The organism is Mucilaginibacter gotjawali, assembly GCF_002355435.1.
In the GTDB taxonomy this organism is placed as follows: domain Bacteria; phylum Bacteroidota; class Bacteroidia; order Sphingobacteriales; family Sphingobacteriaceae; genus Mucilaginibacter; species Mucilaginibacter gotjawali.
Genome location: NZ_AP017313.1, coordinates 4,827,503 through 4,844,670, shown reverse-complemented (window position 1 = coordinate 4,844,670; position 17,168 = coordinate 4,827,503). Strand labels below are relative to the sequence as shown.

Here is a 17,168-nt window from a genome sequence, read left to right as displayed (position 1 = left end):
GCGCTGTGTAATTTATAACCAAAATTTGCTCAGTACGCGCCAGATCAGTTTATATACCAAAAACGCAATACCTGAAAATAATAACAGAACGATAATTGCCTGTAAAACGCCTCCAAAAGGCGTGATGGTGGTATGCCAGCCGGGTAATAGCGAAGTGGTAATATCTTCAATAAACAGGCTGGAAAACAAAAAATAGATTAAGCCAAGCGTTAATAATGCTGAAAGTATTTTAAGCAGAATTACTTTTGACGTTTTCATCGTTTTACAGAGGTTTCACTGCTTTCAATACAATATATGGCGATAAAGCCTTACTTTCCACCGGCACAATTTTAGTAAACACCTTGCCAGCAAACCATATAGATTTTACCAATGCCTTAACTATCCCGCCCTGCTCGGCACGGTTTTCCAGCCAAACGGAGAATTTGCCATGGTAGTAACTTTCCACTTCAGTAAGTCCCAGTTGCCGGCAATAATCTGCCAGCAGTTTCGGCTCCATACAGTTGATGTTATGTTTATCGTAATTAGCCTTATCAAATTTGCGCTGTATCCAGCCATTTACGGCTTTAAAATTTGGCAGGGTGACAAATAGCACACCGCCGGGTTTTAAAAACTGCAGGTGGGTTTCAAGGATCGCTCTGGTATCGTTAAAATGCTCTATCAGGCCAAAGGAGGTCACTAAATCGTATTGTACGGTGGGCTGGTATGCAAACAGATCGGCTTCGATGATCTTTACATCGCCATGTTTCAGCCCGTTTTTTTCCAGTAGTTGGTCGATTATTCCTTCGTGGATAAAATAATCAAAAAGCGTCGTATCAAGTTGGTAATATTTTTTCAGAAAGGTGGCATAATAGCCCGGAAACCCGCCAAGTTCAATTGCCGTTTTGATATTCTTTTCTTTGATCAGTTTGGCCAGGATCTCCCCGAAATGGTAATCCGGTTTCAGGTAAAAGATGATGTCGTTCTTTGATTCCCAAAAGGACTTCCAGAAAGCGCGGTCAGTTAAATTTTGTTCCATTAAATACTCAATATGCGAAATGCTCAATTAGCCGCCAGAATTTCTCTCCCTGATTAGGCCGCCCCGAAATAATTGACAACCGAAACGCGGAAGTTTGGCTAAAGCCAATAGCGCTTTTTTTATTAGTCCGCCCCATAAATGGGACGGCAATGATTAAAATATAAAGCCGTTAATCCAACTTTTTTATTGCCGTTGGCTTTAGCCAACGGATAAAGTTAAAAATAGGGATGGCTTTAGCCTAATTAGTGGACAGTTTGAAAACTATTTGCTAATTAATTCTTCTTTTCCAACACCCTTGCCGGGTTGCCGACGGCAATACAATCCGAAGGTATATCTTTTGTAACAACGGCCCCTGCACCAATGATCACATTATCCCCGATGGTAATATCACCAATAATACAAACGTTGGCGCCAATATCTACATTGTTCCCTATACGGGGGCTGCGGCTTAACGTACCGTCGGACAGTTTTTTGTGACCGATGGTGGTGGAGTTTCGTAACACGCAATTATCGCCGATGATGGTGCTTTTATTGACCACAAGCGCCTGCCCGTGATATAATGACAAGCCTTTGCCTATGGTTAGCTTGCGGGGCAGTTCTATCCCCAGGATCCATTCTACCCAAAAACGGTAAAGCATAAAGTATGGGTAAAAAATGATTTTGGTGATGGTATAGCGGTTAAAAGCCTGCAGCAACCGAAAAGAAAACAAAACCGACTGTGCCTTAAAGTTTTGCCGGTTTGCCCGCCAGTCCTGGAATAAATAAGCAAAAAAGTTCATTTTTCGGGTCTGTCTGTTTATTTCACAATTACGGCTGTTAGTTGCCAAATCAAATTCATTTGCCCCGTAGGGGCTACCTGTTTGTAGGAAAAATCAAATCAAATAAATTGCCCCGCCATTTGGCGGGCTACCCTGAACGCGGCCTTCATACCTAAGGCATGGAATTGATTTAAAATGACCGTTCTACAGACGGTTATGCTAAAGCCGTATTTTCAAATTTAAATACGGCGCGTCCAAAAGTAAAGTTTTCATTTTAGAATTGTTATAATTGCCGCTAAAATAGCGCCGCCAAATGAAAGTAACTTTAATTAACACCTCTGATGCCGGCGGTGGCGCCCCGGCAGCCTGTATGCGCCTGCTGAAAGCGCTGGAATTAAAGCAGGTTGATGTGCATATGCTAGTACAGGAAAAGAAAACCGGTGAGCCGCGTGTTGACAGCATCAGCGATAATTTAGCGGGAAAATTAAAAGCACGATTTAGTTTTTTTTATGAGCGTTTGCCTTTTATCTGGTTGGAGGCAAAGGCGCGCGAGGTGAGGTTTGCTTTTTCAACTGCGGAATTTGGTACTGATATAAAAAAAGAACCTGGTATACAAAGTGCAGATCTATTGCACCTGCACTGGACAAATTCAGGTTTTCTGTCGACCCATAATATCAAACAGCTTTTTGAAACCGGCAAACCGGTGGTGTGGACACTGCACGATATGTGGGCCTTTACCGGTGGCTGCCATTATTCAGGCGATTGTTTCCATTTTATGAACCAATGCGGAAATTGCTGGATGCTGCGCGACCCGCATAAAAATGATCTGTCGCACAAAGGCTGGAATCGTAAATCGGATATGTTTCAACCGGCAAAAAAACTGGTTTTGGTAACCTGCAGCCACTGGCTGGCTGATGTTGCCCGCACAAGTTCATTGTTAAAAGATTTTCGCATCGAAACCATCCCCAACCCGATAGATACAGAACTGTTTTCGCCGCAGGATAAAAATGCAGCAAGGCTTAAATGGAATATCGACCCAAAATCAAAAATCATCCTGTTTGGCGCGGCTAATATCCTCGACAGGCGCAAAGGCATCACCTACCTGGTGGAGGCGCTGAATGATCTTAAAAATAATTACAGCGATACGGATACTGTTGAGATCGTCCTTTTCGGCAAAAATAAATCATTTGATGTCAGCCTGCTGCCTTTTAAAGTATATGAAATGAATGTAATTACCTCGCAGGAGGATATGGCAGCGCTGTATAACCTGGCAGATGTGTATGTAACGCCGGCCATCGAAGATAACCTGCCCAATACCGTGATGGAGTCGCTGGCCTGTGGTACACCCGTGGTGGCTTTTAATACCGGCGGACTGCCGGATATGGTGGATCATCAGCAAAATGGCTACCTGGCCGAATTTAAATCTGCCGCTGATTTTGCCGCAGGGATCAATTTTATCTTAACCTCAAACAAAAAGGCCGAACTATCGGCAAATGCACGAAAAAAGGTAATGGAAAATTTTACCAATGAAATCGTCGCCTCAAAATATATGGATGTTTACCGGTCAATAGTAAAAAAATGAAAGCTTTTAAGCCCACATTATCAGTTATCACCGTTGTTTATAATAACGAGCGCGATATTGAACGGACGATGCTTTCCGTGTTGACCCAGACCTATCCCCGTATCGAATACATCATTATTGACGGCAAATCAACCGATGGTACGTTAAAAATCATCAACCGGTATAAGGACCAGGTGGCAAAGATCTTCAGCGAAAAGGATGAGGGCATCTATGATGCCATGAACAAGGGCCTTGCCGCAGCTACCGGCGACTATGTGATCTTTATGAATTCGGGCGACGAGTTTTATTCCAGGGATACCGTACAAAAAGTTTTTGAGTCGGCGCCGGATGCGGATATTTATTATGGCGAAACCGAAATGATAGATGCGGGAGGTAAAAGCCTGGGTCAAAGGCGGCACAAAGCGCCTGAAAAGTTTACCTGGATGGGTTTTCGGTATGGGATGAGTATCAGTCACCAGGCCATTTATGTGCGCCGGTCACTGGCCGGGCCCTACGACCTGAAGTATAAGTTGAGCGGGGACATCGATTGGATCATCCGGGCGGCATCGCAGGCAGAAAAGATCGTTAATGTAAACCAATATGTAGCCAGGTACCTGGTAGGGGGGATGTCAAAAGCCAAGCACCGCCAAAGCTTAATGGAGCGCTTCGATATCATGCAACGCTATTATGGCTTAATACCTACTGTTTTAAACCACTTTGTTATCGCGTTTAACCTGGGCTGGTACTGGCTGAGGAATAGTAGGACGAATGATTGAGGGTTGGTTGTTAAAGGTTGTAAGGGTTGGAATTGTTGTAAAAGGACAAATCTAATTCTTTGCGTAGGCTAACGAAGCCAAAATATCTTCTTTTTCTAATTCCGGGTGGTCGGCAATAATTTCGTCGAACGACATACCTGAAGCAATCAAGTCAATCATAACTTCCACAGGCCAGCGCATATGCCGGATGCAGGCTTTGCCGTGGCAGATATTTGTGTCAATTGTAATCCTTTCCAGATAATTATTCATAACGTAAAGTTACAAATAACTTTAATCATAGGAAAAACAAACTTTATTGGACAAATGAAACGCCTGCAGCAATCGCAAACTTTGTATAGCGGTGATGCAAAGTTCGCGATTGCTGCTCCAGCAATGACAAATAGTTATTTTTTCGCTTTCTTATCGTCGGCAGGTGCCTTTTTCTTGTCGTCAGCTTCAGCCACAGGCTTTTTCTTCGCCTCCGTATAAACCGCTCCGCCTAATAAAAGCACCAGCAAAATTGATCCGGCAAGTGATAATTTTTCGCCGGTATAGTATGATGCCGGATGGAAAATGAATTCAACCTTGTGGTTTCCCAACGGGATCTGCGCTGCACGCAACAGGTAATCAGCACGGAAATAAGGGGCTTCTTTACCGTCGATCAGCATTTTCCAGCCCTTATCATAATAGATCTCGGAGAATACCGCTACCTGGTTGGCGGTTGAGCCGGTTTGGTAGGTTAAATGATCAGGATTGTAATTGGTTAACTTGATGGTAGCATTCGGATCGCCGCCTATTGTACTTTTGGTATCGATCACAGTTTTGTAACGCTGGTCAACAATGGCTTCATCTTTTGGTGTAAAGCTGCTGATGGCCTGCATTTCTTTGTCGGCATTGTCAACAAACTTAACGGATTTTACAAACCAGGCATGTCCGCATGCAGTAACGTTTGATACCATTTTGGAGTTGTGGGCCGTATCCTGGGTGATGAAATATTTGGCATTCAGCATATCCAAAACATCGTGGTTTGGCGGGTTGGTAGTCAGCTGGTTATCCATCAACTCATCATACCTTTTTAAGCGTGCAGCTGAATAACCGCTGATTGATTTATGGAAGAACGGGTTTATTTCGTCGTTTTTGATTTCAGCGGTAAGGTCAAATACCCGGAAATCCGGGTCAGGATCCCTGGCAATAAACTGGTCCACTTCTCGTGGCCTTACCACCTGGCTGGCATCCTGTTTCTCCTGGAAATTAGCCTCTTTCAAATAACGTTTATCTATCGGCCACATATCTACCAATATCAATGCCAGCAAGGCAACTGAAAAAACGGTTGTATTCACTTTGTCTTTTATAAAGATCCAAAGCAGGCCAAAAGCAAGCGCTATAAAAATGAAAGACCTGATGGCATCTGCATGTTCCAGGTCCTGCCGGTCGCTAACAATAGCAGTGGCAATATTGGTTGCCGTAGCGCTGTCGCCGCGTAATGCTTTTGTTAAATAGGTGATGCCGCTTTGTGCATCAGCCGATCTGAAACTTAAAAACAGAGTAGCTACGATGATCAGGGCGACGAAAATACCGGCTGTGATATAAAGCTTTTTGAGGATCTCTTTTTTATCAACTGTTTCGGTGATCTCTTTTACCGCAAGCAGCGCCATTATCGGGAAGCAAATACTTGCTACCGCCAATATGGACTCCACCGCACGGAATTTATTATAGAGCGGGAAGTAGTTAAAAAACAAATCGGATAAATAAGGCCAGTTACTGCCAAATGAAAGCAGCATGGTTAGCAGCACCGTGCCCAATAACCACCATTTTATCCGGTTTTTTACAATCAGTAAACCAAATAAAAACAGGAAACATATTACGGCGCCAAAATAAAAGGGACCAGCAGTGCCGGGTTTGTTACCCCAGTACATCCCTAAACCAGGGAATTGTGACATTTGCTGCGCGTAATTTACCGCCTGGTCAGCCGGAACGCCTTTGTCAATAAAAACTTTCGCAGTAGCCGAGTTTTGATCAATTCCTTCCGACGGGCCGGATGCACCGCCGTAGGCATTGGGTATTAAAAAGGTAAAACATTCGCCAACGCCCTGGCTCCATTGGTAGGCATAATCTTTAGCCAGGCCATTGCTTGGTTCTTTGGAATGTTGGGTCAAGTTTGATGGTCCGCGGTAGCTATAGGCAGCGTATTCCATGGTGCTCCATAGTAATGATGCGTTAACCAGTACGGCCAGTAAAGTTGCCGCAGCGATAACCCCGACAGATTTAAAAAACGCCGGTGTTGTTTTTGCTTTAATAGCGTGGTACAACTCTATTCCGATTAAAATAGCCAGCGCCAGTACCAGGTAATAGGTCATCTGGATGTGGTTGGCTTTTAGCTCTAAAGCGATAAAAAGAGCCGAAAGGGCACCGCCCAGCAGATATCGCCCCCTCAGGGTTAAAATAACGCTGGCAATTATGGGGGCAAAAAAGGCTATCGCCAGCACCTGGTTGGAATGCCCGGCCGTAAGCAAAATAATATTATAGGATGAAAATGTAAACGCGACTGCGCCTGCGGCGGCAAGCCATGGATTTAGCTTTAAAACGGTGAATAAAAAGTAGGTGCCAAACAGCAACAGGAATACAACGTAAATAGGGTTAGGGAATGCCGCAATCAGGGTTTTTATGACAAATGAAGCGACGTTACTGGAGTAAGGAGCCCAGATCTGGTAAGCGGGCATGCCGCCAAAAATCTGGTTGGTCCATAATATAGTGGTATCCTTTGCCCGGTAATCGTTAATTTCTTTTTGGGTTGATTGAGCGCCGAGCACGTCAGCCTGGCCCAGGGTTTTCCCCTGGAAAGCAGGTGTAAAATAAGCTAAGCAGATCACTAAAAATATTGCAGCAATCAAAAAGTGAGTGCCATTGCGCTTAAACCAGTTATTCATTTCAGTTTTTTATTGAAGATAATATAATCTCCCAAAAATAGAAATTTGCCTGAGAATAGGAATGATTAGTTTTTTTTGATTTTTATGGCTCAGGAGTGGCCCTTAAACAGGAAAAATAACCCCACCAGCAATGCAGTGCTCGCGATATAAGAAATAAGCACCACTTTGGTGCCAAACTCTTCGCGGTTGCGGCGGATGGTATAAAAATTATAAAGCGCCAGCAGGGCAACCACTACCCAAAAAAAAGTATAGATCTCTGTTTTTGAAGTAAACAAAGCGGTGGAAATGGCGATAACGATAAAATTGGTCAGGATAAGAAGCGTTGAATCCGGCGTGTTGTTATGCCTGGGGCGCCTTTTAAATAGCTCTTCCGGTATCATTGCTAATGTATTTATTTAATTTCTTCGTAATCTACAAAATCCCCTTCAGAATCGGGTATGCTTCCTTTTTTTGATTGAGGCGGTACATAGTCAACCTTTATTTTTGCAGGGCCGGCATTTTGGCTGGTTTGCTGGTTTGTGTTCTGGTTGTACTGCTGCCCGTAGTTTTGTTGTTGCTGCTGTTGAGCTTTGTTAACCACCTTTTGAAAAAGCATAGGCAAAAATATACGTGCAAGCAGGCGTAGGATATATAAAATTAAGATGGCTGTAATCAGGAAACTAAGTAATTCCGGCATAGCTGGTAAAAATTAAGCGTACAAATATAATACTATAACGGCAAAATTGTTTGTGTATGATTTTGCTGTAATTTTTGACTTCAGGATGAAGGCAATTGTTACATTTTTTAATTTGATGATTTGAAAATTTGACAATTTGAAGATGCAGCCATCAATTTTCAAATCTTCAAATCAACACATTTTCAAATTGATCAAAACTTCTCCGCCATCATTTTTTCAAGCGCAAACATTTCATCGCGTAGTTTGGCTGCTAACAAAAAGTCCATATCTTTTGCTGCCGCGATCATTTCTTTTTTGGTGTTTTCGATGGATTTTTTTAGATCAGGCTTGGTCATGTACTGCACAATAGGGTCTGCGGCCATGGATACCGAATCGGCCTCTACGTAAGCTTTTTGGATCCCGTCTTTAAAGTCCATTACTGATGTTTGCTCAATGATCTCGCTGCGGGTTTTACCAACAGTGGTTGGCGTAATGCCGTGTTCCGCGTTGTATTTGATTTGGATATCACGGCGGCGGTTGGTTTCGTCCATCGTGATCTGCATCGAGTCTGTTATTTTATCAGCATACATAATTACCCTGCCACGGTCATTACGCGCCGCACGGCCAATGGTTTGGATCAGCGAGCGTTCCGAGCGTAAAAAGCCTTCCTTATCCGCATCCAAAATGGCTACCAGCGAAACTTCGGGTAGGTCCAGGCCCTCGCGCAAAAGGTTGATACCGATCAGTACATCAAACTCGCCAAGGCGCAGCCCGCGTAATATTTCCACCCTTTCAAGGGTCTTCACTTCGGAGTGGATGTACCGGCATTTAATGCCCAGCCTGTCCATGTATTTGGCCAGTTCTTCGGCCATGCGTTTGGTAAGCGTGGTTACCAGCACACGGTCGCCCATTTTTACCGTTTTATCAACCTCCTCTAATAAATCATCCACCTGGTTGATCACAGGCCGAACATCTATCACAGGGTCAAGCAATCCGGTAGGACGGATCACCTGTTCAACCACCACACCGCCTGATTTTTCCAGTTCAAAATCACCCGGGGTAGCGCTTACATAAATAGTTTGCGGGGCAAGGCTTTCAAATTCCTGGAAATTTAAGGGGCGGTTATCCATAGCGGCAGGCAAACGGAAACCATATTCAACCAATGAGATCTTTCGGGAACGGTCGCCGCCATACATCGCCCTTATCTGGCCCACCGTAACGTGGCTCTCATCAATCACCATTAAATAATCATCCGGGAAATAATCCAGTAAACAAAACGGTCTTGCGCCAGGCAGCCTGCCATCAAAAAAGCGGGAGTAATTTTCAATACCCGAGCAATAGCCCAATTCGCGGATCATCTCCAGGTCGTAATTTACCCTTTCTTCCAGTCGTTTGGCTTCCAGGTAGCGGCCATCGCCTATGAATTGCTTTTTTCGGGTTTCCAGTTCTTCCTGTATGGCCCAGATGCTTTGGGTAAAACGTTCACGCGGGGCCACATATAAGTTGGCCGGGAAGAGCACCATGTGCGTCATCTTCTCCATCGTTTTCCCGGTGCTGACATCAAAAGTGCTTAATTCCTCAATATCATCTCCAAAAAAAGAAACCCGGTAGGCGTGGTCCATATAAGCCGGGAAAATATCTACAACATCGCCCTTTACCCTGAAGGTGCCGCGTTTAAAATCCGCCGTGGTGCGTGAGTATAGTATCTCTACCAGCCGGTGTAAAAAAGCATTGCGGCTGATGCGTGTACCCACCGCAAAACGGAAAACGGAATCTTTAAAATCCTCCGGGTTACCCATACCGTAGATGCAGGAAATAGACGAAACCACGATCACATCCCGCCTGCCCGACATTAACGCCGAGGTGGTGCGTAAGCGTAATTTTTCTATTTCCTCATTTATCTGCAGGTCTTTTTCGATATAAGTATTGGTAGTGGGGATAAAAGCTTCGGGCTGGTAATAGTCGTAGTAAGAAACAAAATAGTTGACCGCGTTATCCGGAAAAAACTGTTTAAACTCGCCGTAAAGCTGCGCCGCCAGGGTTTTATTATGACTTAATATGAGCGTAGGCTTTTGCGTTTGCGCAATTACATTGGCAATAGTAAATGTTTTACCCGAGCCGGTTACCCCCAGCAGGGTTTGAAACGGGTCCTGGTTATTTACACCTTCAACCAGCTGCCTGATGGCTTCGGGCTGGTCGCCGGTGGGATAATATTGAGAAGTTAATTTAAAATCCATAGGTTATTACAAAAATACTATTTTTTAGTCCGAAAGTCCGAAAGTTGGGAAAGTCCGAAAGAAAATGTCGGGCAATTGACGATTCAGCTTTGTGGAGCCAAAAATAGGATGTTATGTGACAACGGTATGTCAGCAGGGTTTGTTTGAATTAGGGTATTTTGTGAAATCTGCCAATGATCATGCAATTTAGGAATTGAATTCCCAAATTGCACAACTCACGCATGCGGCCTAAGCTTTCAATTAAAACAATCAATGATAGAATCTTATCTTTACAAAATAAACAACCTAAACAAATTGAGAATGAAAGTATTTATAAGCTGGTCTGGTAGTAAAAGTCATAAAGTTGCATTGGTTTTTCGCGATTGGTTTCCATCAGTAATTCAGTCCATTGAGCCATATGTTTCCTCTGAAGATATTGATAAAGGGGCTAGATGGAGTACCGATATCGCCAAAGAACTTGAAAACTCAACTTTCGGGATACTTTGTGTTACTAAAGAAAATCTCGAGGCCCCCTGGCTTTCTTTTGAAGCTGGCGCTCTTTCAAAGACGATGGATAAGGCATTTGTGAGCCCGTTTCTATTTGATATTAAACGCTCAGAAGTCAAAGGCCCCATTTTACAATTTCAATCTACAATATTTCAAAAAGAGGATATAAAAAAACTGCTAAATACTTTAAATAAAGCGTGCGGAGAAATCGGAATTCCCGAAAGTAGGCTAGAAAAAGCTTTTGAGGTATGGTACCCTACCTTAGAAGATGAGCTAAGCAAAATTAGTGGTATCAAAGATGAAGCTGATGATGCTGAAAGTAAAGAAGATAGCAAGTCTCATTCAGCCGAGATTTTAGAAGAAATTCTCGATTTATCAAGAAATAACCAAAAACTTTTGCGAAATCCAGATCCGAAAGTTTACGAAAATTTTGATACATTAAAAGCAATGATCCAGGATCAATATTTAAAAAGCGAACGGAATTCTGAATTAGATGTTAGGAGAATATCAAGAAAGTTTAGTCCGATATTTTTTGATGAAATGCTCCATATGGCAATGCAAAGCGGGAAGAGTTCTTATGGGTTCTTAATTGTATTGAGTTTTTTTCGCGCTGATTTTCCTTGGGTCTATGATATGGGAAAAGAACTTTCTGACGTTTTAAAATCTAAATCAAGTAAAGAAACAAAAGTTGACGCTGTCAATGATTTTAAAGAAATGATGGACTTTACATTTCAGCATCCAATGATGCGAGAAATTTATGGAAACAGAAAAGATAATTTTTACATGTTTATGAAAGAGATGCCTTTTATTCTATCAAATTATCTTGAGTATTTAACAAAGGATTTAAAAATGTAAAGTCGTTTCATTCTTAGTATTTAAAATAATAATGAGGTATAGTTTTTAAGAACCACTTTTAGGGATGTTTACTAAAAATGGTTATTTTAGTACAATTATTTTATGCCATGAAGATAAAGGACGATTTTCATCAGTTGATTGATAGTATTGAAGACGAACAACTTTTAAAAAGTTATTATCAATTGATTCAAAAGATCAACCATGACCAAAACGGGCATCTTTGGAATAGCCTTACCGAGGATCAGAAAAAAGAACTGCTGACAGCTTATGAAGAAAGTTTTGACAGCAGTAACCTGTTAAGTCATGAACAAGTTAAACTTCAACACGATAAATGGTTAAAACCATAATATTTGAATTATTTTGACGCTGAACATTCCTGCAATTTTATAATCTTTTTATAGAATTGCAGGAATAAATGATTTATCACTGTTTCATCCTTGTCGTAAAATAAATAAAACATTAACACTATCTGTTGTTTAGCGCGATTTTTATGCAATTTGGGAATTCAATTCCCAAATTGCACAATGATTTTTAATTTCAGTTCCCACTTTCGGATTTAATAATTGAATAGTTTAGTTTTGGATTTTATATCTATCAAATCCGAAATGCAAACTCCGACATCCGAAATAAAATACAAACACATTTTCTTCGACCTCGATCACACCATTTGGGATTTTGATAAAAATGCCGCTGAAACACTCATCGAGTTATATGACATTTATAAACTGGACGAGATCGGTTTACCCGGCGCATCCTTATTTATTGAAACCTATACCCGCAATAACCACCAGCTTTGGGCAGAATATCATACCGGGAAGATCACCAAAACGGAATTGCGGGAAACCCGCTTCAGAAGGACTTTTATAGAGCTTGGCCTGCACCCCGACCAGGTGCCGCTGGCTTTTGAGGATGATTATGTAAAACTTTGCCCCACCAAAACCAACCTGTTTCCGCATGCGCACGAGACTTTGCAATATTTGCAAGGCAAATATACCCTTCACCTGATCTCCAATGGTTTTAAGGAAGCCTCAACGCTTAAGATAGGTAACACCAATATTGGTCAGTATTTCGCTGAGGTGATCATCTCCGAAATTGTGGGCATCAACAAGCCCGATCCGGCCATTTTTGAACATGCGCTAAATGTGGCGGGAGCCAAAAAAAATGAAAGCATGATGATTGGCGACAGCCTGGAGGCCGACGTTTACGGTGCATTGAATTTTGGTATGGATGCCATCTATTTTAACCCGTTTAATGCGCCAAAGCCGGATGATGTACCAGTGCAGATACATCATTTGAAGGAACTGATGTTGATATTATAATTGGGAAATATTATATAAATTTGTGCTATGAAGCAACGTACCTACCGTATACTACTTACTCCTGAGGATGAAGGGGGATTTAGTGTTTCTGTTCCCGCGCTGCCGGGATGTTTTACTCAAGGTGAGACAATTGACGAAGCGATAGCAATGGCGAAAGAGGCAATAAGCTTATATGTGGAAAGTTTAGAAGAAGATGGTGAGCCGGTTCCTGATGACAGCAAAAGCCTCGAATATTCTTTGACATTTGCGTCTTAATGCATGAAGTCTTATACACCCAAAGAGATTGTTGCTATTTTATTGGCGCATGGATTTGAACTCGCCCGAACAAATGGAAGTCACCATATCTATGTCAACAGATCGAATAATAAGAGAACTGTTGTTCCGATGCACGCAAAAGATTTAAAAAAGGGGACTTTGCACGGGATTCTCAAACAAGCCGGGATTGATTTAAAAGACTAAATTCCGAAACAATTTCTTATTGATCACTGAGCCGCCCTCCTAGCTAATAGTTTATATGTGGAGAAGTTTAGCGCAAGACTTTGAATAAAAACACATTACCTTTAATACATGAACATCAACAAGGAACGTAAGGCCATTGATACCGCATTGGATAACTACCGGGCGCGGCTTGACCTTATCCCTGATGAAAAATTTACCGAAACGCCGCCTGGCGGGGGATGGTCATACGCCGAGGTGTACAGCCATATCCTGCAGGCCACATTAGGTTCAACCATAGCGCTGGAACGGTGCTGCAATAATACCTGCGTACCTACTACCAAAAAATTAACTTTTTTGGGCATGCTGATGATGACCATCAACAGGTTCCCGCCGGTTAGGGTAAAAGTGCCTGAAAAAGTTAACGCAAAAATGCCTGCCCTGAAGATCAGCAAAGAGGACGCCAAAAACCTGGTGATCAAATGCCGGAAACGGGTGGATGAAATTACCCCGCAATTAAAGGATGCACTGCCGGCCTCGCGGCATAAACACCCGCGCCTGGGGATGCTGAATGCCGGGCAATGGGTTAAATTTATCAGGATCCATTTACTGCATCATTTAAAACAGCTGGACAGGATCGAAAAAAAATTTAAAACCGGATGAAACCTTTTACATTTAACAGAGTCTTAACATTAGAATAACCTGATTTACGGATATTTGTAAAACATTTAAGATATGCATTTCGAATTTGCTTATTTGGTTATAGTTGGATTGTTATTCCTGGTAGGAGTATTTTATCTGAGCCCATTTGATCTGAAAGTTAATCATGACGACGACGACGAGTAATCGTTGCTATATTTTTCTCACTCCTTTTTCCGGTATATTTTGCCGGCCAAAATTCTACCCCCTAAATTTTAATGGCTAAACGCGAAGTTGATATTGTAGTTATATCCGACGTGCATTTGGGCACCTATGGCTGTCACGCCAAAGAATTGCTGAAATATTTAAAAAGCGTCAAACCGAAAATGCTGATCCTGAACGGCGATATCATAGATATCTGGCAGTTCAGCAAATCATACTGGCCCGAAGCGCATATGAAAGTGGTGCGCAGGATTCTGAAGTTTGTGACCGAAGGCATCCCGGTTTACTATTTAACCGGCAATCATGATGAAATGCTGCGCAAATTTGCTGATTTTAACCTGGGTTCTTTCCAGCTGCTGAATAAGATCGTACTGAATATTGACGGTAAGAAAGCCTGGATCTTCCACGGCGATGTGTTTGACGTTACCATGCAGCATTCTAAATGGCTGGCCAAACTTGGCGCCATTGGTTATGATACACTCATCCTGATCAATAGCTTTACCAACCGGATTTTAACAGCTTTTGGCCGCCAAAAAATGAGCTTTTCGCAAAAAGTTAAGGCGAGTTTTAAAGAAGCGGTAAAATTTATCAACCAGTTTGAACAAACTGCCGCCGACCTGGCTGTCGACAAAAACTACCAGTATGTAATTTGCGGGCATATCCATCACGCCGAGATCAGGGAGATCGAATCAACCGAAAAAAGCGGTTCCGTTTTGTATTTAAATTCAGGCGACTGGGTAGAGAGCCTTACCGCGCTGGAATATAATGAAGGTAAGTGGACCATATTTAAATACGAACCCGATAACTTTGGAAGCGAGCCCGATGACGACGATAAAACCGATGCAGAGGACCTGGATGCCAAAATGGATGTAAATATCTTACTCGAAAGATTTAAACAGGAACCGGGGTAGGAATTGTTGCTAACAATTTTGTTGTAATGTTGTAAAGTTGAAACGTTGTAATGTTACATTTGACGTTGAGGGTAAAGTTGAAAACAACATTAAAACATTTTAGCAACATTCCAACTTTACAACATTCCAACATTCCAACAACTCTACCATGAAAATACTCTATGCTATACAGGGAACAGGTAATGGCCATATTAGCCGGGCGCGCGAAATTGTGCCCCTGCTGCAGCAATATGGCGAGCTTGACCTGCTGGTAAGCGGTACAGAAGCCGAGGTAAGTTTGGCGCAGCCATTAAAGTACCGGTTTCATGGCTTTAGTTTTGTTTTTGGGACGCAGGGCGGGGTTGACAATTGGGCCACCTTTAAATTGATGAACCTGCCCCGCCTATTGAAGGATATCCGAAACCTCCCCTTGAAGCAATACGACCTGATCATCAACGATTTTGAGCCAGTAAGCGCCTGGGCATGCAGGCTGCAAAAATTACCAAGTGTATCGTTAAGTCACCAGTGCTCTTTTGTTTCGCCCAAAACACCCAGGCCGGCCAAACGCAGCTGGGCCGAATGGCTTTTTAAATACTATTCGCCTACTACTGATCATATTGGCTTTCATTTTGAGCGTTATGATGATTTTATACATACCCCGGTTATCCGCAGCGAAATCCGCAATTTAATTACCAGCAACGCCGGGCATTACACGGTTTACCTGCCCGCATATGACGATAAACTGCTTGCGGGGCTGTTAAATAAAGCGTCTAAAGTAACGTGGCATATTTTTTCAAAGCGGCAGAAAACGCCATACCAGCAGGGTAATGTGCAGGTGTTTCCGGTAAATAACGAAGCATTTAACAATAGCCTTGCGGCCTGCGAGGGGCTGCTTACCGGCGGCGGTTTTGAAGGCCCTGCCGAAGCTTTATTTTTACAGAAAAAAGTGATGATGATCCCGATGAAGGGCCAGTATGAGCAGCAATGCAATGCCCTGGCGGCTTCAAAACTTGGGGTGCCGGTGATATATGATGTTGACGACCAGTTTGTTTACCATATCAATAACTGGATCAGCAGCGAAAAAAAGATCGCCGTTAATTTTCCGGATGAAACAGCGCAGATCATAGCTGATATGATCAAACGGTATGCTAAAAATAAGTAGTTTTTTGCCTCACCCCAACCCCTCTCCAAGAGAGAGGGGCTTAAAAGTGTTATAGATTTACGCGAGCGAAGGTAAAGTCCTCTCCTTTGGAGAGGATTATTCACGCAAATAATTCGTTTTTAATAGGAGTTCATGAATGCTATGCATTTTAGGTGAGGCCAACGTATGCTAAAAATAAGTACTTTTACCGTGAGCGGTTTTTCTGCTAATTTCGCCCCCGGATATTTTCAATAATGATCAACTTTTTCAAAAAGCTTAGCCCGTTTAATGTTTTATGGCTTGTAGTGGTTTTAATAGGGCTGCGCACAGGCTACCTGGTTAACGCGCCCGCAAAAGCCGGATCAATGTTTATGGGGCCGTTTTTAAGCCTTTGGCTGCCGGCAGGTTACAGCGCAATTTCTCCCACATTAAACGTTTTCCTGGCTGCGGTTATGGTGCTGGCGCAGGCACTTTTGCTTAATCACCTGGTCAATCATTTTAACTTATTAGGGAAACCCTCATTTTTGCCGGCCTTAATGTTTATTGCCTTATCAAGCCTGTTTACGCCCTTCCTGTTATTAAGCCCGCCCTTAATTTGTAATTTCCTGGTGATCTGGATGCTTTTTAAACTGATTAATTTTTACAAAAGTAAAGATGCCAAATCAACTGCGTTTGACCTTGGGATGATCATCGCTCTGGGCACCTTGTTATATCTTCCCTTTGTTTTTCTTTTTCTGGCCGTATGGATCGGCCTGGTAATTTTCAGGTCTTTCGACTGGCGCGAATGGATTGCGGCTGTAATCGGGTTCATTACCATCTTTTTTTTCCTGGCGGTTTATTATTATTTAGAGAACAACCTGGTACATTTTGCAGATATATGGCTTCCGCTGGCCACCAGGTTTCCGCAAAATATCAATACCAACTATTATAATTACCTGTTAATTATACCGGTTGTAGTTATACTGACGCTCTGTTTGATCAAATTGCAGCAAAATTTTTATAAAAGTTATATCCAGGTACGCAAGTCGCTTCAGCTGTTGCTGATCGTATTTGTGATCACCCTGCTGTCATTTTGCGTAAAAGCTGCTTTTCAATTGCCACATTTTTTGTTGTGTGCAGTGCCGGCATCGGTGTTTTTTGCTTACTATTTTTTAAATGCTAAACGCAAATGGTTTTACGAAGCGCTGTTCGGCTTATTGCTGCTCATGATCGTTTATTTTCAGTTTAACAATTTTTAACTTTTAGTTTCGCTCAATTTACAGCTGTTATGTTA

General features: G+C 42.5%; 19 protein-coding genes. 11 read left to right on the top strand and 8 right to left on the bottom strand.

From position 1 onward, the window contains the following. Window positions 1-12: 12 nt before the first annotated feature. The 3 genes from MgSA37_RS21340 to MgSA37_RS21330 all read right to left on the bottom strand — a co-directional run bounded on the left by MgSA37_RS21340 (window position 13) and on the right by MgSA37_RS21330 (window position 1,794). On the bottom strand, window positions 13-258 hold the full coding sequence (locus tag MgSA37_RS21340; RefSeq protein WP_096354836.1) for a hypothetical protein: 246 nt from the start codon (window positions 256-258) through the stop codon (window positions 13-15). A gap of 4 nt (window positions 259-262) precedes the next feature. Next, window positions 263-1,015 carry a class I SAM-dependent methyltransferase gene (locus tag MgSA37_RS21335; protein ID WP_096354835.1) on the bottom strand — a complete coding sequence of 251 codons (753 nt, stop codon included), beginning with the start codon at window positions 1,013-1,015 and terminating at the stop codon, window positions 263-265. A gap of 272 nt (window positions 1,016-1,287) precedes the next feature. Next, window positions 1,288-1,794: a serine acetyltransferase gene (locus tag MgSA37_RS21330; RefSeq protein WP_096354833.1), complete on the bottom strand. Its 507-nt coding sequence runs from the start codon at window positions 1,792-1,794 to the stop codon at window positions 1,288-1,290. 292 nt (window positions 1,795-2,086) lie between these two features. On the opposite strand from MgSA37_RS21330, the gene MgSA37_RS21325 reads away from it, so the two are divergent. Further along, window positions 2,087-3,355: a glycosyltransferase family 4 protein gene (locus MgSA37_RS21325; RefSeq protein ID WP_096354832.1), complete on the top strand. Its 1,269-nt coding sequence runs from the start codon at window positions 2,087-2,089 to the stop codon at window positions 3,353-3,355. Beyond that, window positions 3,352-4,110 (top strand): glycosyltransferase family 2 protein, encoded by a 759-nt coding sequence (locus MgSA37_RS21320; RefSeq protein ID WP_096354830.1) that lies wholly within the window; start codon window positions 3,352-3,354, stop codon window positions 4,108-4,110. The genes MgSA37_RS21325 and MgSA37_RS21320 overlap by 4 nt, the downstream gene beginning before the upstream one ends. A 51-nt stretch (window positions 4,111-4,161) precedes the next feature. On the opposite strand, the gene MgSA37_RS21315 is transcribed toward MgSA37_RS21320, so the two are convergent. From MgSA37_RS21315 to uvrB, 5 genes are all read right to left on the bottom strand, one after another. After that, the gene (locus tag MgSA37_RS21315) at window positions 4,162-4,359 is read right to left on the bottom strand and encodes a DUF433 domain-containing protein (protein ID WP_096354828.1); all 198 of its coding nucleotides are present in this window, start codon (window positions 4,357-4,359) and stop codon (window positions 4,162-4,164) included. A gap of 134 nt (window positions 4,360-4,493) precedes the next feature. Then, on the bottom strand, window positions 4,494-7,016 hold the full coding sequence (locus tag MgSA37_RS21310; protein ID WP_096354826.1) for a YfhO family protein: 2,523 nt from the start codon (window positions 7,014-7,016) through the stop codon (window positions 4,494-4,496). 89 nt (window positions 7,017-7,105) lie between these two features. Further along, window positions 7,106-7,396 carry a hypothetical protein gene (locus tag MgSA37_RS21305; RefSeq protein ID WP_096354824.1) on the bottom strand — a complete coding sequence of 97 codons (291 nt, stop codon included), beginning with the start codon at window positions 7,394-7,396 and terminating at the stop codon, window positions 7,106-7,108. A gap of 11 nt (window positions 7,397-7,407) precedes the next feature. Beyond that, window positions 7,408-7,692: a DUF4834 family protein gene (locus MgSA37_RS21300; protein ID WP_096354822.1), complete on the bottom strand. Its 285-nt coding sequence runs from the start codon at window positions 7,690-7,692 to the stop codon at window positions 7,408-7,410. A 191-nt stretch (window positions 7,693-7,883) separates the two neighbouring features. Continuing rightward, window positions 7,884-9,908 carry an excinuclease ABC subunit UvrB gene (gene uvrB, locus MgSA37_RS21295; RefSeq protein ID WP_096354820.1) on the bottom strand — a complete coding sequence of 675 codons (2,025 nt, stop codon included), beginning with the start codon at window positions 9,906-9,908 and terminating at the stop codon, window positions 7,884-7,886. A 300-nt stretch (window positions 9,909-10,208) separates the two neighbouring features. Between uvrB and MgSA37_RS21290 the strand changes: the two genes are divergently transcribed. The 9 genes from MgSA37_RS21290 (at window position 10,209) to MgSA37_RS21250 (ending at window position 17,133) form a co-directional block, all read left to right on the top strand. Next, complete coding sequence (locus MgSA37_RS21290) at window positions 10,209-11,249, top strand: TIR domain-containing protein (protein ID WP_096354818.1); 1,041 nt, start codon at window positions 10,209-10,211, stop codon at window positions 11,247-11,249. 107 nt (window positions 11,250-11,356) lie between these two features. After that, entirely contained in the window at window positions 11,357-11,596 is a 240-nt protein-coding gene (locus MgSA37_RS21285) for a hypothetical protein (RefSeq protein WP_157750671.1), read from the top strand. A 258-nt stretch (window positions 11,597-11,854) separates the two neighbouring features. Further along, on the top strand, window positions 11,855-12,568 hold the full coding sequence (locus MgSA37_RS21280; RefSeq protein WP_096354816.1) for a YjjG family noncanonical pyrimidine nucleotidase: 714 nt from the start codon (window positions 11,855-11,857) through the stop codon (window positions 12,566-12,568). 27 nt (window positions 12,569-12,595) lie between these two features. Next, window positions 12,596-12,823, top strand: coding sequence for a type II toxin-antitoxin system HicB family antitoxin (locus MgSA37_RS21275; protein ID WP_096354815.1), 228 nt, complete (start codon window positions 12,596-12,598; stop codon window positions 12,821-12,823). Between the two features lie 3 nt (window positions 12,824-12,826). Then, window positions 12,827-13,027 (top strand): type II toxin-antitoxin system HicA family toxin, encoded by a 201-nt coding sequence (locus tag MgSA37_RS21270; RefSeq protein ID WP_096354814.1) that lies wholly within the window; start codon window positions 12,827-12,829, stop codon window positions 13,025-13,027. A gap of 108 nt (window positions 13,028-13,135) precedes the next feature. Then, on the top strand, window positions 13,136-13,666 hold the full coding sequence (locus MgSA37_RS21265) for a DinB family protein (RefSeq protein WP_096354812.1): 531 nt from the start codon (window positions 13,136-13,138) through the stop codon (window positions 13,664-13,666). 254 nt (window positions 13,667-13,920) lie between these two features. Next, window positions 13,921-14,775, top strand: coding sequence for a UDP-2,3-diacylglucosamine diphosphatase (locus tag MgSA37_RS21260; RefSeq protein ID WP_096354811.1), 855 nt, complete (start codon window positions 13,921-13,923; stop codon window positions 14,773-14,775). A gap of 148 nt (window positions 14,776-14,923) precedes the next feature. Next, window positions 14,924-15,916, top strand: coding sequence for a glycosyltransferase family protein (locus tag MgSA37_RS21255; RefSeq protein ID WP_096354809.1), 993 nt, complete (start codon window positions 14,924-14,926; stop codon window positions 15,914-15,916). A 233-nt stretch (window positions 15,917-16,149) separates the two neighbouring features. After that, window positions 16,150-17,133, top strand: coding sequence for a DUF6427 family protein (locus MgSA37_RS21250; protein WP_096354808.1), 984 nt, complete (start codon window positions 16,150-16,152; stop codon window positions 17,131-17,133). Window positions 17,134-17,168: the final 35 nt, after the last annotated feature.